The organism is Collimonas sp. GW821-FHT07E08, from assembly GCF_059418905.1.
This window is the reverse complement of sequence record NZ_JBWKQR010000005.1, coordinates 273828-288136: the sequence shown is the minus strand read 5'-3', so window position 1 is coordinate 288136 and position 14309 is coordinate 273828. Positions and strand designations below refer to the sequence as shown.

The 14309-nt window shown below is 62.8% G+C and carries 13 protein-coding genes; 12 read left to right on the top strand and 1 reads right to left on the bottom strand.

Annotation, left to right across the window (positions count from 1 at the left end; genetic code table 11):
* Positions 1 to 13 precede the first annotated feature (13 nt).
* From AC07RZ_RS09005 to AC07RZ_RS08950, 12 genes are all read left to right on the top strand, one after another.
* Positions 14 to 928 carry an alpha/beta hydrolase family protein gene (locus tag AC07RZ_RS09005; RefSeq protein WP_494667699.1) on the top strand — a complete coding sequence of 305 codons (915 nt, stop codon included), beginning with the start codon at positions 14 to 16 and terminating at the stop codon, positions 926 to 928.
* Between the two features lie 51 nt (positions 929 to 979).
* Positions 980 to 1765, top strand: a complete 786-nt coding sequence (locus tag AC07RZ_RS09000) for an enoyl-CoA hydratase/isomerase family protein (protein WP_494667698.1) — start codon at positions 980 to 982, stop codon at positions 1763 to 1765.
* Between the two features lie 63 nt (positions 1766 to 1828).
* Entirely contained in the window at positions 1829 to 3100 is a 1272-nt protein-coding gene (locus AC07RZ_RS08995) for a cytochrome P450 (RefSeq protein ID WP_494667697.1), read from the top strand.
* The gene (gene bioF / locus AC07RZ_RS08990; protein ID WP_494667696.1) at positions 3093 to 4301 is read left to right on the top strand and encodes an 8-amino-7-oxononanoate synthase; all 1209 of its coding nucleotides are present in this window, start codon (positions 3093 to 3095) and stop codon (positions 4299 to 4301) included. The genes AC07RZ_RS08995 and bioF overlap by 8 nt, the downstream gene beginning before the upstream one ends.
* On the top strand, positions 4294 to 5691 hold the full coding sequence (gene bioA, locus AC07RZ_RS08985; protein WP_494667695.1) for an adenosylmethionine--8-amino-7-oxononanoate transaminase: 1398 nt from the start codon (positions 4294 to 4296) through the stop codon (positions 5689 to 5691). The genes bioF and bioA overlap by 8 nt, the downstream gene beginning before the upstream one ends.
* Positions 5684 to 6430: a dethiobiotin synthase gene (bioD, locus tag AC07RZ_RS08980; protein WP_494667694.1), complete on the top strand. Its 747-nt coding sequence runs from the start codon at positions 5684 to 5686 to the stop codon at positions 6428 to 6430. Before bioA ends, bioD begins: the two co-directional genes overlap by 8 nt.
* A gap of 32 nt (positions 6431 to 6462) precedes the next feature.
* Positions 6463 to 7509, top strand: coding sequence for a biotin synthase BioB (gene bioB / locus AC07RZ_RS08975; RefSeq protein ID WP_144738180.1), 1047 nt, complete (start codon positions 6463 to 6465; stop codon positions 7507 to 7509).
* A 21-nt stretch (positions 7510 to 7530) separates the two neighbouring features.
* Complete coding sequence (locus AC07RZ_RS08970) at positions 7531 to 9549, top strand: acetyl/propionyl/methylcrotonyl-CoA carboxylase subunit alpha (RefSeq protein ID WP_494667693.1); 2019 nt, start codon at positions 7531 to 7533, stop codon at positions 9547 to 9549.
* Positions 9550 to 9696: 147 nt separating this feature from the next.
* A complete protein-coding gene (locus tag AC07RZ_RS08965) occupies positions 9697 to 10638 on the top strand; it encodes a 2-hydroxyacid dehydrogenase (protein ID WP_494667692.1) in 942 nt (313 codons plus the stop codon).
* Positions 10639 to 10649: 11 nt separating this feature from the next.
* Positions 10650 to 11558, top strand: a complete 909-nt coding sequence (locus AC07RZ_RS08960) for a hydroxymethylglutaryl-CoA lyase (protein ID WP_494667691.1) — start codon at positions 10650 to 10652, stop codon at positions 11556 to 11558.
* Between the two features lie 38 nt (positions 11559 to 11596).
* On the top strand, positions 11597 to 12394 hold the full coding sequence (locus tag AC07RZ_RS08955) for a basic amino acid ABC transporter substrate-binding protein (RefSeq protein WP_144738183.1): 798 nt from the start codon (positions 11597 to 11599) through the stop codon (positions 12392 to 12394).
* 55 nt (positions 12395 to 12449) lie between these two features.
* Entirely contained in the window at positions 12450 to 12932 is a 483-nt protein-coding gene (locus AC07RZ_RS08950) for a YbaK/EbsC family protein (protein ID WP_092395651.1), read from the top strand.
* 20 nt (positions 12933 to 12952) lie between these two features.
* On the opposite strand, the gene creD is transcribed toward AC07RZ_RS08950, so the two are convergent.
* Complete coding sequence (gene creD / locus AC07RZ_RS08945) at positions 12953 to 14284, bottom strand: cell envelope integrity protein CreD (RefSeq protein ID WP_494667690.1); 1332 nt, start codon at positions 14282 to 14284, stop codon at positions 12953 to 12955.
* Positions 14285 to 14309 lie beyond the last annotated feature (25 nt).

Here is a 14309-nt window from a genome sequence, read left to right as displayed (position 1 = left end):
TAACGGAAAAACCATGAGCAGATTGGCAGGGATAACGGTGACACGGGCGGCGCGCCATGCCTTGGCGTGCGCCTGCCTGTGCATCTGGTCGGCGCATGCGGCAGGGCAGGCGCTGGCGCAGGACTTGAACGAAGTTGTCGCCAGCGTGCCGGCGACGGTCAAGAACCTGTACGGCCGCACGTTCACCGGCAAGGTCATCGTGACGCAATTCAAGCCGGCCGGCGCCGGACCGTTCCCGATCGTCATCATCAATCACGGCCGCGGCAACGACCGCTCCAAGCCTGGACGTTTCCGCTACACCCAGCAAGCGCGTTTCTTCACCGAGCGCGGTTTTGCCGTGTTCGTGCCGACCCGCCTCGGCTACGGCGATACCGGCGTCGATCCGGATCCGGAGGACAGCGGCGGCTGCCGCGATAAAGATTACGCACCGATGGCCGAGGCTGCCAGCACGGAAGTGCTGGCGGTGCTGGCCTATGCCAAGCAGCAGCCCTACGTCAACCCCGAGCGGGTGCTGCTGATCGGCCAGTCGGTGGGCGGCTACACCACTACCGCTACCGCTGCCAAGATGCCTCAGGGCCTGGTGGCCGCGATCAATTTTGCCGGCGGCTCCGGCGGCGATCCCGAGACCCATCCAGGCGTGCCTTGCCAGGGCGGCAAGCTGGAAAGCATGTACGCCGAATTCGGCAAGACCGCCAAGGTGCCGATGTTATGGATATATACCGAAAACGACCTGTATTTCGGCCCGCAATACAGCCAGGCCTGGCACGCCGCGTTTAACCAGGCAGGCGGCCAGGCTGAATTCAAGCTGCTGCCGCCGTTTGCCAAGAACGGCCATACGCTGTTTGTGGCCGGCTTGAACATCTGGGAGCCGCTGGTGGCGGAGTTCCTGGGACGGAACGGATTTCCTGCGGAGCCGTTGAAACAATGAAGCAGCAATATTTTGCGACGCTGGCCCGTTGCCACAAGCGGAGATGAACAAGTGACTTATCAGACCTTAGCAATACAGCATGCGCCTCAGGTAGCGACCATCGTCCTCAACCGGCCCGAGGTGCGCAATGCTTTCAATGAAACCATGATTGCCGAAATCACCCACGCCTTTGCCGAACTGGGCAGCATGGCCGAGGTGAGGGCGATCGTGCTGGCCGCCAGCGGCGCGGCGTTCTGCGCCGGCGGCGACCTCAACTGGATGAAGGCGATGGCCGACTATACGCCGGAGCAGAACCGCGCCGATGCCGCGCTGCTGGCGACCATGCTGCGCACTATTTACCAATGCCCCAAGCCGGTGATCGCCAAGGTGCAGGGCGACTGTTATGCCGGCGGACTTGGCCTGGTGGCTGCCTGCGATATCGTGGCGGCGGTGGAGACGGCGCAGTTCTGCCTGTCGGAAGTGAAGATAGGGCTGATCCCGGCCACCATCTCGCCTTACGTCATCAAGGCTATCGGCGAATCGGCTGCGCGGCGCTATTTCATTACCGCCGAGCGCTTTTCCGCCGAAACCGGCCAAAAGCTGGGCCTGGTGCACGAAGTGGCGGCGGCGGAAAAACTGGATGAAAGCGTGGCTTTGCTGCTCAAGGCCCTGCTGGCGGCCAGCCCCAACGCCGTGACCGAGGCCAAGCGCCTGGTACGTGCGGTTGCCGGCCAGCCGCTGACGGAAGTGCTGATCGCCGACACTGTGGAAGAGATCGCCAAAATCCGCGCTTCCGCCGAGGGGCGCGAGGGCGTGCGCGCCTTCCTGGAGAAGCGCAAACCATCCTGGTTGGCGTGATCACATACAATCTCGTCCTTGCAAAGACGATTTTGCCAAAGCAGATGCTGGAAAAGATGTTAAATGATTAATGAAGAATTCTTGAATGACCCGTACCCCGCCTACCACGCCCTGCGTGCCGCGGGCGCGCTGCACTGGAGCCCGGAATTCTGCGGCGGCGCCTGGCTGCTGACGGGCCACGCCGATGTCGCCAGCGTGCTGCGCGATCCGCGCTTTTCGGTGCGGCGCGCCGGCGGCTGGGCCAACAGCAGCGGTCCGGAAGCCTTGACCGAGCTGCGCGAGTTCAAGCGCATTTTTTCGCGTTCGCTGCTGTTCGTGGACGCGCCCCAGCACACCCGCCTGCGCCAGGTGATGAACGCCGGTTTCAAGCCATCGGCGTTGCAGGAGCTGGCGCCGCAGATCCAGGAAATTGTCGACCGCCTGCTGGACCAGATAACGGCCAAGGCCGCCGACGGCGCATCCGGCCAGTTCGCGCAGTTTGACTTCATGAGCGATTTTGCCCGTCCCTTGCCGGCGCTGGTGATTGCCGGCATGCTCGGCATCGCCGCCGCAGACCGCAGCGAATTCGTGGCTTGGTCCGACGATATCGCCGCTTTCATCGGCAGCCCGACGCCGACCCTGGAGATCGCCCGCGCGGCCCAGGCCAGCCTGGTCGCCATGAACGACTATTTCCGCCAGCTGCTGCCGCAGCGCCGCGCAGCGCTTGGCGACGACCTGATGAGCCAGCTGATACGCGCCGAAGCCACTGGCGGCATCATCACCACCAAGGAATTGCTGGCGCAGTGCTGCACGCTGCTGTTCGCCGGCCATGAAACCACACGCAACCTGCTGGGCAACGGCATGCTGGCGCTGCTGCAGCATCCGGAGCAATGGCAGGCTCTGCAAGAGACGCCGGCGCTGCTGCCGTCAGCCTTGAAGGAGCTGCTGCGTTTCGACAGCCCGGTGCAGTACACCGGACGCCGCCTCAAGGTCGATGTCGAGATGCATGGCCAGCTGATGAAAAAAGGCGACCTGGTGATCCCGCTGATCGGCGCCGCCAATCGCGATCCGGAAAAATTCACGGACCCTGACCGGCTCGATATCCAGCGCAACCAGGGCGCCCACCTGTCCTTCGGCTACGGCCCGCATGTCTGCATCGGCGCCACGCTGACTTACCTGGAGGCGGAAATCGCCATGCGCAGCGTGATGCAGCGCTTGCCGCAGCTGCAGCTGGCCGGCGTGGTCCAATCCTGGGGCGGCAATGCGGTGTACCGCAGCCTGGACCGGCTGCCGCTGTTGTTTGCGTGGCCGCCGGCAGCCGTGCGCGCATCCCAGGCGGAAGTTCAATATGCCTGAGCTGCTGACCCAGATCCGCGACCAGCTGGCGGCGCTGCAAGAGCAGAAGCTGGTGCGCAAGCGGCGTATCGTCGACGGGCCGCAGGGGCCGTTGCTGGAAGTCGAAGGCCGGCAATACCTGGCGTTTTGCAATAACGATTATCTCGGCCTGGCGAACCATCCGGCGCTGCGCGCCGCCGCCCAGGCCGGGCTCGACCGATACGGGGTCGGCGCCAGCGCGTCGGCCCTGATCAGCGGCCACACCAGCGTAGTCGAAGAGCTGGAGCTGGCGCTGGCGGAATTTGTCGGCATGCCGCGCGCCCTGCATTTTTCGACCGGTTACATGGCCAACATGGGGACGATCCCGGCGCTGGCCGGTCCCGGCGATATCGTCTTCTCGGACCGGCTGAACCACGCTTGCCTGATAGACGGCGCCCGCTTGTCCGGCGCGCAGTTCCGCGTCTATCCGCATGCCGATGTGGCGAGGCTGGAACAATTGCTGGCCAAGAGCGAGCATCCGCGCAAGCTGGTCGTCACCGATGCGGTATTCAGCATGGACGGCGATATCGCCCCCTTGCCGGAACTGCTGGCGCTGTGTGAAAAATACGATGCCTGGCTGCTGGTCGACGACGCCCACGGCTTTGGCGTGCTGGGTCCGCAAGGGCGCGGCAGCCTGGCGCATTTCGGTTTGCAGTCGCAACGCATCCTGTACATGGGAACCCTGGGCAAGGCCGCGGGCGTGGCTGGCGCTTTCGTCGCCGGCGATGCGCTGCTGATCGAATGGCTGCTGCAGCGGGCGCGCACTTATGTGTTTACCACCGCCAGCCCGCCGATGCTGGCGAGCGCCTTGCTGGCGGCGGTCAGGCTGATGCAAGAGGAAGACTGGCGGCAGCAGCATTTGCGTGAACTGATTGCGCGCTTGCGCAGCGGACTGGCCAGTTTGCCATGGCCGCTGCTGCCATCCGAGACGCCGGTGCAGGCGCTGGTCGTCGAAGACAACCAGCTGGCGCTGGACCTGATGGCCGGCTTGCGCGAGCAGGGCATCTGGGTGCCGGCCATCCGGCCGCCGACCGTGCCCAAGGGTACGGCGCGCTTGCGCATATCGTTATCGGCGGCGCACAGCATCGAACAGGTGGATCAATTGGCCGGCGCTTTGCGGGCGCTGGCTGCACATCATGCCGACGCGGATTCGCGACGCATATCGAGGAGCACAGTTGGATAAGGTAACAAATAAGGCAGCAAACAAGGCAGCCACGCCGGCAGCACAGCCGAGCCTGGTCCAGCGCAGCCTGGACAGCGTCTGGCATCCGTGCACCCAGATGCAGCACCACGAATCGGTGCCGCTGATCGCGGTCAGCCGTGGCCGCGGTGCCTGGCTGTACGACACCGACGGCAAACGCTACCTGGACGGGATCAGTTCCTGGTGGGTCAACCTGTTCGGCCACGCCAATCCGCGCATCAATGCCGCGCTCAAGGACCAGCTCGACCAGCTCGAACATGCGATGCTGGCCGGTTTTACGCATGAACCGGTGGTGCAGCTGTCGGAGCAGCTGGCGGCGCGCACCGGCAATGTGCTGGGCCACTGTTTCTACGCGTCGGACGGCGCCTCGGCGGTTGAAATCGCCCTGAAGATGAGCTTCCACGCCTGGCGCAACGCCGGCTACGCCGACAAGCAGGAATTCGTTTGCCTGAAAGGCAGCTATCACGGCGAAACCATAGGCGCATTGGCGGTTACCGACGTGCCCTTGTTCCGCGACGCTTACGGCCCTTTGCTGCGCCAGGCGCATGTGGTGGCATCGCCCGATGCGCGCGGTGCGCGCGATGGCGAAAGCGCTGAGGATGTCGCCCTGCGCGCTGCCGCCACGCTGGAAAAACTGCTGCAGCAGCGCTCCAGCCATATCGCCGCCATCATCATCGAACCGCTGGTGCAATGCGCTGCCGGCATGGCGATGCACGATCCGGCCTATCTGCGCGAATTGCGGGCTTTGTGCGACCGCTACAAAGTCCACCTGATCTTTGACGAGATCGCCGTCGGCTGCGGCCGCACCGGCACCTTCTTTGCCTCCGAGCAGGCGGCGGCTCCGGGCGAGCCGCCGGTCTGGCCGGACTTCCTGTGCCTGTCGAAGGGCATCAGCGGCGGTTACCTGCCGTTGTCGCTGGTGATGACGCGCGATGAAATCTACCGGGCGTTCTACGATAACGACCTGGCGCGCGGTTTCCTCCATTCGCATTCCTACACCGGCAATCCGCTGGCCTGCCGGGCGGCGCTGGCGACGCTGGAGATTTTCGAGGAAGACGACGTGATCAACGCCAACCGCGGGCGCGCCCAGCGCATCACCGAGGCGCTGGCGCCGCTGGCGCAGCATCCGCAGGTGCGCCATTTCCGCCAGCGCGGCATGATCTGGGCGTTTGATGCGGTCATCGACAGCAAAGCCATGGCGGCGACTTTCTCGCGCCGTTTTTTCGCCAGCGCGGTAGAGCATGAATTGCTGCTGCGGCCGATCGGCAAGACGGTGTACCTGATGCCGCCGTATATCCTGGACGACCAGGAAATAGATTTGCTGGCAACCCGTACTGCCGCGGTTTTCGAAAGCGTGATCGGCCATGGCTAAATCGATCGCCAATCCGCAAAAGGCTGCCTGGTTCATTGCCGGCACCGATACCGAAATCGGCAAGACGCTGATCGCCGGCGCGCTGCTGCGCGGGCTGACCAAAACCGGCGTGCGCAGCGCCGGCATGAAACCGGTCGCCGCCGGCGCCGAACTGCGCGACGGCGCCTGGCGCAACGACGATGCCGATGTCCTGGCGGCGGAAGCCAGCGTGGCCCTGCCGCAGGAACTGAGCACGCCGTTCCTGCTGCGCCAGCCGACCGCACCGCATATCGCTGCGGCACAGGAGGAACGGACGATAGAACTGGCGCATATTCTTTCTTGTTATCAGCAGATCGCCGCGCTGGCCGATGCGGTGATCGTCGAAGGCGTCGGCGGCTTCCGCGTGCCGCTCAACGATACGCACGACACCGCCGACCTGGCGCAGCAGCTCGGCTTGCCGGTGGTGCTGGTGGTGGGTTTGCGGCTGGGCTGCATCAGCCACGCGTTGCTGACGGCCGAGGCGATTGCCGCGCGCGGCTTGCAATTGGCCGGCTGGGTCGCCAACACGGTCGACCCGGCCATGCTCAATGCCGACGCCAATATCGCGGCATTGAAGAGCCGCATCGATGCACCGTTTCTCGGCCGCGTGCCGCGCATGGGCGAACTGCCGGCCAGGGCAATGGTCGAGGCCGCCGCCAGCCACCTGGATTTTTCATGTTTGCCGGGTTGGCCTGCGCCATCCGGCACCAACCCAATTTAACCGTATTCCCTCAACACAAAGGAAGTCAGATCATGTCATCGCAACCAATCACATTCCAGCCGGCCGCCAAACCGATGGTGCTGCCGGCAGACGCCAAATGGCCGGTGCAAACCGTGCTCGACCTGTTCAACCTGCCGTTCAACGAACTGATGTTCAAGGCGCAGCAAATCCACCGCGAAAATTTCGATCCTAACGAAGTCGAACTGGCGACGCTGCTGTCGATCAAGACCGGCGGCTGCCCGGAAGATTGCGGCTACTGTCCGCAGGCGGCGCGCTACGACACCGGCGTCACCGCGCAAAAGATCCTGCCGCTGGATACCGTGCTGGAAGCCGCGCGCCAGGCCAAGGCGCACGGCGCAACCCGTTTCTGCATGGGCGCAGCATGGCGCGAGCCGAAAGACCGCGACCTGGAAAAGGTCGAAGAAATGGTGCGCGAAGTCAAGGCGCTCGGCCTGGAGACCTGCGCTACGCTGGGCATGCTGGGCGAAGGCCAGGCGGAACGCCTGAAGGGCGCCGGGCTTGACTACTACAACCACAACCTCGACACCGCACCGGAAATCTACGGCGACATCATCACCACCCGCGATTACCAGAACCGCCTCGATACGCTCGACAGCGTGCGCGGCGCCGGCATCAAGGTGTGCTGCGGCGGCATCGTCGGCATGGGCGAATCGCGCCTGCAGCGCGCCGGCCTGGTGGCGCAGCTGGCCAACCTGGAGCCGTATCCGGAATCGGTGCCGGTGAATAACCTGGTGCAGGTCGAAGGCACGCCGCTGCACGGCATCGATCCGATCGACCTGTTCGAATTCGTGCGCACCGTGGCCGTGGCCCGCATCACCATGCCGAAGGCGCGCGTGCGCCTGTCCGCCGGCCGCCGCCAAATGGGCGAGGCGATCCAGTCGCTGTGTTTCCTGGCCGGCGCCAACTCGATTTTTTACGGCGACAAGCTGCTTACCACCGGCAATCCGGAAGTTGAAGAAGACCGCGCCTTGCTGGAAAAACTCGGCATGCATTCGCGTTCGTCGACGTTCGATGCGCGTTGCGAAGTGACCGCCGACAGTAACACCCAACCGCAATAAATAAAAAAAGGGGGAGACAGCATGTTTACCAAGATCCTGATTGCCAACCGCGGCGAAATCGCTTGCCGCGTGGCGGCCACCGCGCGGCGCATGGGCATCAAGACCGTGGCCGTGTATTCGGACGCCGACGCTGGCGCCAAGCACGTTGCGGTATGCGACGAGGCGGTGCTGATCGGACCGGCCGCGGCCAAGGAAAGTTACCTGCGCGCCGACAAGATCATCGAAGTGGCGTTGGCTACCGGCGCGCAGGCCATCCATCCGGGCTACGGTTTCCTGTCCGAAAATGCGCAGTTTGCGCAAGCTTGCGCCAAGGCCGGCCTGGTCTTCATCGGCCCGCCCGCCAGCGCCATTTCGGCGATGGGATCGAAGTCGGCCGCCAAGGAACTGATGGAAAAGGCCAAGGTGCCGCTGGTGCCCGGTTATCACGGCGAAACCCAGGATGCCGATTTCCTGCAGCAGCAAGCCGACAAGATCACCTATCCGGTGCTGCTCAAGGCCAGCGCCGGCGGCGGCGGCAAGGGCATGCGCATCGTCGAGCACAGCGCCGATTTCAAGGCGGCGCTGGCATCCTGCAAACGCGAAGCGATCAACAGCTTCGGCGACGACAAGGTGCTGGTCGAGCGTTACCTGACCCGTCCGCGCCATATCGAGATCCAGGTGTTTGCCGACAGCCAGGGCGATTGCGTCTACCTGTTCGAACGCGATTGCTCGGTGCAGCGGCGCCACCAGAAAGTGCTGGAAGAGGCGCCGGCGCCGGGCATGACGCCGGAACGCCGGCGCGCCATGGGCGAAGCGGCGGTGGCGGCAGCCAAGGCGGTCGGCTACGTCGGCGCCGGCACCGTGGAGTTTATTGCCAACCAGGACGGTTCTTTCTATTTCATGGAAATGAACACCCGCCTGCAGGTGGAGCATCCGGTGACGGAAATGATTACCGGCCTCGACCTGGTCGAGTGGCAATTGCGGGTGGCTTCGGGCGAACCGCTGCCGCTCCGGCAGGATCAGCTGACACTCAGCGGCCACGCGCTGGAAGCGCGGATCTACGCCGAAAACCCGGACAAGGGTTTCCTGCCGTCGATAGGCACTTTGCGCCACCTGCGCACGCCTGCGGCGACCGAATTTGAAGTCAGCCAATCCAGCGCCAGCATCGTGCGCATCGATTCCGGCGTGCGCCAGGGCGACGCCATTTCGCCGTTCTACGATCCGATGATCGCCAAGCTGATTGTCTGGGGCCAGGACCGCCGGCAGGCATTGGCCGCGATGTCGGCGGCGCTGGCGCAATACCAGATCGTCGGCCTCGCCAGCAACGTCAAGTTCCTGCAGCGCCTGGTCGCCGGCCAGGCGTTCTCGGAAGCGGACCTGGATACCGGCCTGATCGAACGCCATCACGCTACCTTGTTTCCCGCCGCCGTCCCGGCGGCAATCGAGGTCCTGGCGCTGGCGACGGCATCGCTGCTGCTGTCGGAGCGCAACGCCGCCAACAATGCCGGCAGCGATCCGTGGACCAGCACCGACGGCTGGCGCCTGAACGGCAGCCTGCAGCGCCGGCTCGCCTTCGTCGACGACGGCCAGCCCAGCCCGCTCGATGTTACCTACGAAACAGGACGCTGGCTGCTGCGCCATGAGCAGTTCGAGGCGCAGACCTTCAAGCAGATGAAGGTGCTGCAGGAGGACGGCAACGCGATTGAAATCAGCCTGGGCGACAGGACCGTAGCCGGCACCGTGGTGCGCGAAGGCGAACAGTTCCACGTGTTTTACGCAGGCAGCCAATACACGCTGGCTTACGTCGATCCGCTGCTGCACGCCGGCGACAGCGAAGCCGAAGGCGGCCGCCTGACCGCGCCGATGCCGGGCAAGATCGTGGCTCTGCTGGTGACGCAAGGCGAACAGGTAAAAAAAGGCGCACCATTGCTGATCATGGAAGCCATGAAAATGGAACACACCATCGCCGCCCCGGCCGACGGCCTGGTGGAAGAATTGCTGTACGCGGTAGGCGACCAGGTAAGCGAATCCGCCCAGCTGCTGGTCTTTAAGGCAGCTTAAATATTCGCAAGCAGAGTTAAATGGGGTCAGAGTTTTTTTACGACAGCCTCATCGTCGTAAATTACTCTGACCCCAATTAACGGCCTGCGGAGCACAAACCGTCGCATTCGTTTTGCACAAGCATCAAGATAGTTTGAGGACCACATAGTGAAACTCCTGTTCTACGTCCCCCCCGGCAGCGGCCTGGAAAGCTGGATGGCCGACTTCAGCACAGCCCTGCCGCAAGCCGAAATCCGTTTCTGGAAGGAAGGCGACGCCGCCCCGGCCGACTACGCCCTGGTCTGGCGCCCGCCGGCAGCCATGCTGCGCGGCCGCGACGACCTGAAAGCCATCTTCAACCTCGGCGCCGGCGTGGACGCCATCCTGCAGCTAGGCGACGCCATCCCGGCCAGCGTGCCGCTGATCCGTATCGACGACGGCGGCATGGCGATCCAGATGGCCGAATACGTGACGCACGCAGTCCTGGGTTATTTCCGCCGCTTCGACCGATACCGGGAACAAGCCGCACGCGGCGAATGGAAGCAGCTGCCGGCTCCCGACAAGCGCGATTTCAGCGTCGGCATCCTCGGCCTGGGCGTGCTCGGCTCGCGCATTGCAGAATCGCTGGCGCATTTCGGTTTTCCGCTGAACGGCTGGAGCCGCAGTCCAAAAGATTTGCCGGGAATTTCTTGCTACGCCGGCGATGACGGCCTTGATGCTTTCCTGCGTGCATCGCGGGTGCTGGTATGCATCTTGCCTCTGACGGAATCAACGCGCGGCATCGTCAATCGCCAGAATCTGCAGAAACTGCAAAAGGGCAACGACGGCGCTTACCTGGTCAACGTCGCCCGCGGCGGCCACGTGGTCGAAGCCGACCTGCTGGCGGCGGTACGGGAAGGGCAGGTCGCGGCAGCAACGCTGGATGTGTTCGACCATGAGCCGCTGGCGCCGGACCATCCGTTCTGGCAAGAACCGCGCATCAGCATCACGCCGCATATCTCGGCATTGTCGCTGCACCAGGACACCATCCTGCAGGTCCGCGACAAGATCCATGCACTGGAACAGGGCAAAAGCGTGAACGGCGTGGTTGACCGCAGCAAAGGTTATTGAGAGGTGATGACATGACATTCCCCAGCAAGGTAAAGATCGTTGAAGTCGGCCCGCGCGACGGCCTGCAGAACGAAAAAGAAACCATCCCGGCCGACGTCAAGATCGCGCTGGTCGACCGGCTCACCAAGGCCGGTTTCGTCAACATCGAAGCCGCGTCCTTCGTCTCGCCGAAATGGGTGCCGCAAATGGCGACATCGAGCGAAGTGATGGCCGCCATCCAGCGCAAGCCAGGCGTCATCTATTCGGCCCTGGTGCCGAACATGAAGGGCCTGGAAGCCGCACTGGCGGCCGGCGCCGACGAGATGGTGATCTTCGGCGCGGCTTCGGAAGCGTTCTCGCAAAAGAACATCAATTGCTCCATCGCCGAATCGATAGAGCGCTTCCGCGAAGTGGCGCAAGTCGCCAAGCAGGAAGGCAAGCGCCTGCGCGGCAGCATCAGTTGCGCTTTCGGCTGTCCGTACCAGGGAGAAGTCGGCATCGATTCGGTGGTCGACGTGCTGCATCGCCTGCGCGACCTCGGTTGCGACGAGATAGATATTGCCGACACCATCGGCGTCGCGACCCCGAACAAGGTCCATGCGGTGATGCAAAGGCTGGTGCAGGAATTTCCGATCGAACGCCTGTCCGGCCATTTCCACGATACCTACGGCCAGGCGCTGGCGAATATCTACGCCGGCCTGGAAGTCGGCATTTCGATTTACCACTCGTCGGTCGCCGGCCTGGGCGGCTGCCCGTATGCCAAGGGTGCGACCGGCAACGTGTCGTCGGAAGACGTGCTGTACATGATGCAGGGACTCGGCATCGAGACCGGCATCGATCTCGATGCGGTAGTCGACGCCGGCCAGTTCATTTCGGCGCACCTGGGCCGCAAGGCGGTCAGCCGCGCCGGCAACGCCATCGCTGCCAAGCGCATTGCTTAAAAAATATCGTCGACTCATCAACAGGAAATGGAAATTTTATGAAACGCACCGTAATCAAGACAGCCTCCCTCATGCTCGCCGTACTGGCCCTGAGCGGACTAAGCGCATGCGGCAAGCATGAAGACAAGCCGGCGGCCGGCGCGGCGGTGAGGGAATATGTGGTCGGCACCGGCGCTACTTACGCGCCTTTCGAATACGAGAACGAAAACAAGGAGCTGGTCGGTTTCGATATCGACGTCATGAAGGCGCTGGCGGCAAAAGAAGGCATGAAGGTCAAGTTCGTCAATACACCGTTCGACGGCATTTTCACCGCGCTGGCGCAGGGCGACCGCGACATCATCATGTCCGGCCTGACGATTACCGAGAAGCGCAAGCTGACGGTCGATTTTTCAGATCCGTATTTTGAAGCGGGCCAGGTCATCGTCGTGCCGCTCGATTCGAAAATCCAGAAGATCACCGATCTCAAGCCGCTGACGGTCGGCGTCCTGCAAGGTTCGACCGGCGACGAAATGATGCAGAAGCTGTCGGGCGACAACAATGCCAATATCAAGCGTTTTGAATCGAGCCCGCTGGCCTTGAAAGAACTTGAAACCGGCGGCGTCAGCGCCGTCATCGCCGACAAGGGCGCGGTGGTGCATTACCTGGCCAACAACCAGGTAAAGGGTATCCGCATGGTGATGGATGATAATTTCCCGAAAGAGTTTTTCGGCATCGCGGTGAAAAAGGGCGACGCAGCGTTGCTGGCGAAAATCAACCAGGGCCTGGCCGCAATCAAGGCTGACGGCACCTACGACAAGCTGCACGCGCAATATTTCGACACCGCCAAATCCAAATAAGCTGGCCGCGGCGGCGATTTATCAGCCTGAAAATTTTCAATGAAATGAAAAGCGAATGACTACACTTCCCGACAGCGCGCAACGCGTAGCCGACCTGCTGGCGGCAATCGGACATGACAAGCAAGTCGTGATGCTGCCGGAAACCGGCAAGACTTCAGCCGAGGCCGCCGCGGGATTGGGCTGCAGCGTCGCCGAAATCGCCAAGTCGATCGTGTTCCGCCGTTTGACCGACGACGCTGCCGTGATGGTGGTGGCCAGCGGCAGCAACCGCGTCGATGAAGCCAAGGTGGCGGCGCTGGTCGGCCCGCTGGGAAAGGCCGATGCGCGTTTCGTCAAGGAGCGTATCGGCTACGCCATCGGCGGCGTCTGTCCTATCGGCCATGTCGGCAAGACGGTGATGCTGATCGATCAGGACTTGCTGGAATTGAATAGCGTCTGGGCGGCGGCGGGGCATCCGCACGCGGTGTTCAACCTGACGCCGCAGCAGCTGGTGACGATGACTGCGGCGCCGGTGGCGGATGTGGCGTTGCGGGCCTGATCGGACAGGCCCGGGCGTACTTAGCTGCCTTGCGCGATTTTCAGCGCGGATGTCTGATACCAGTCGATCTTGCGCGTCACGATCATGATGATCGCCAGGATTGCGAACAGCATCAGGCTGCCCAGCAACAGCGCATTGTCTTCCGAGATCAGCAGGCCATACAGCGTGCCGTATAGCAGCGTCAGCATGGCGCCGAAACCGAGGCCGCGGCGGAAGCTGCGCAGGACCTGGGCCAGATAAAATCCCAGCAGGCCGATACAGGCGGCGCTGGCGACCAGGTAAGCGATCCAAAAGGCAATGTGCTCGGACAGGCTGACCAGCAGCAGGAAGAATATCGCCAGTCCCAAGCCGACCAGCAGGTACTGGATCGGATGGATCGGCAGTTGCTTTATCGTTTCAAAAATGTAGAAACCGACAAAGGTCAGCAGCACGAACAGCAGCCCGTATTTGGTCGCCCGATCCGCCTGGGAATAGATGTTCACCGGTTCGGCCAGCTGGATCTGCAGGCTTTCTATCGCGGTTTTGCCGTCGCGGCCGGTACGCAGCTCACGTTGTGCGTTGGAGGCTAGCGATGAGACTTCCCAGATAGCATGAAATCCCTTTTCAGAGATATTGCGGGCACGTGGCAAAAAGCTGCCGCCGAATTGTGGATGCGGCCAGCTGGATGTCAGTTCGATGCGGTTGTTATCGCCAATTGGCGTGACCGCCAGGCTTTCGGTGCCGGCCAGGGTCAGGTCGAGTGAAAAATCCAGGCCGTCGCTCCCGGCAAGGCTGGTTGGCGACAAAGCCGCATGCATGCCCTTGCCGAAGCTGCCGGCCCCCTGTTCCAGCGCCAGCTGCTGCGTTCCCATTTTTATTGACGGCGAACCGATCAGCCCGCGCACATCGCTGATGCCGATTGCCAGGTAGGGCTGCAACAGGGTTATCTTGTCGGAAACCAGCTGTTCGGCGGACGGCAACTGGTAGTCGATGCGGCCGCCGAAATGGCCTTGCAATTCGTACACAAGCACCTTGTGCAAGCCGCGATAGCGTTCGGTCGGCAGCAGCTTGCCTTGCATCTGCAGATCTTTCGGGAAAAACAGATATTCCCGATCCTCGATACGACTGCTATAGGTTTTTTTCCCATTGCCATCCTGGCCGGTCAGTTCGTCGATCTTGATTTTGTATGGCACCACCAGGACCGGTCCGGTGACCGTCTGGTTGCCGGCATAGCTGGCGGCAATTGACGCCACCGCTTCCTGGCGATAGCGCAGCCGGTCCTGCACGGTATCGTGGATCAGGCCGAGCGGGATCAGGATCAGCAAGGTCAGGAAAGCAATGGCCAGCAGTTTGAATGTCAGGGGTCGGTTCATGGTCTCTCTCGGTCTGGGCAAAGTG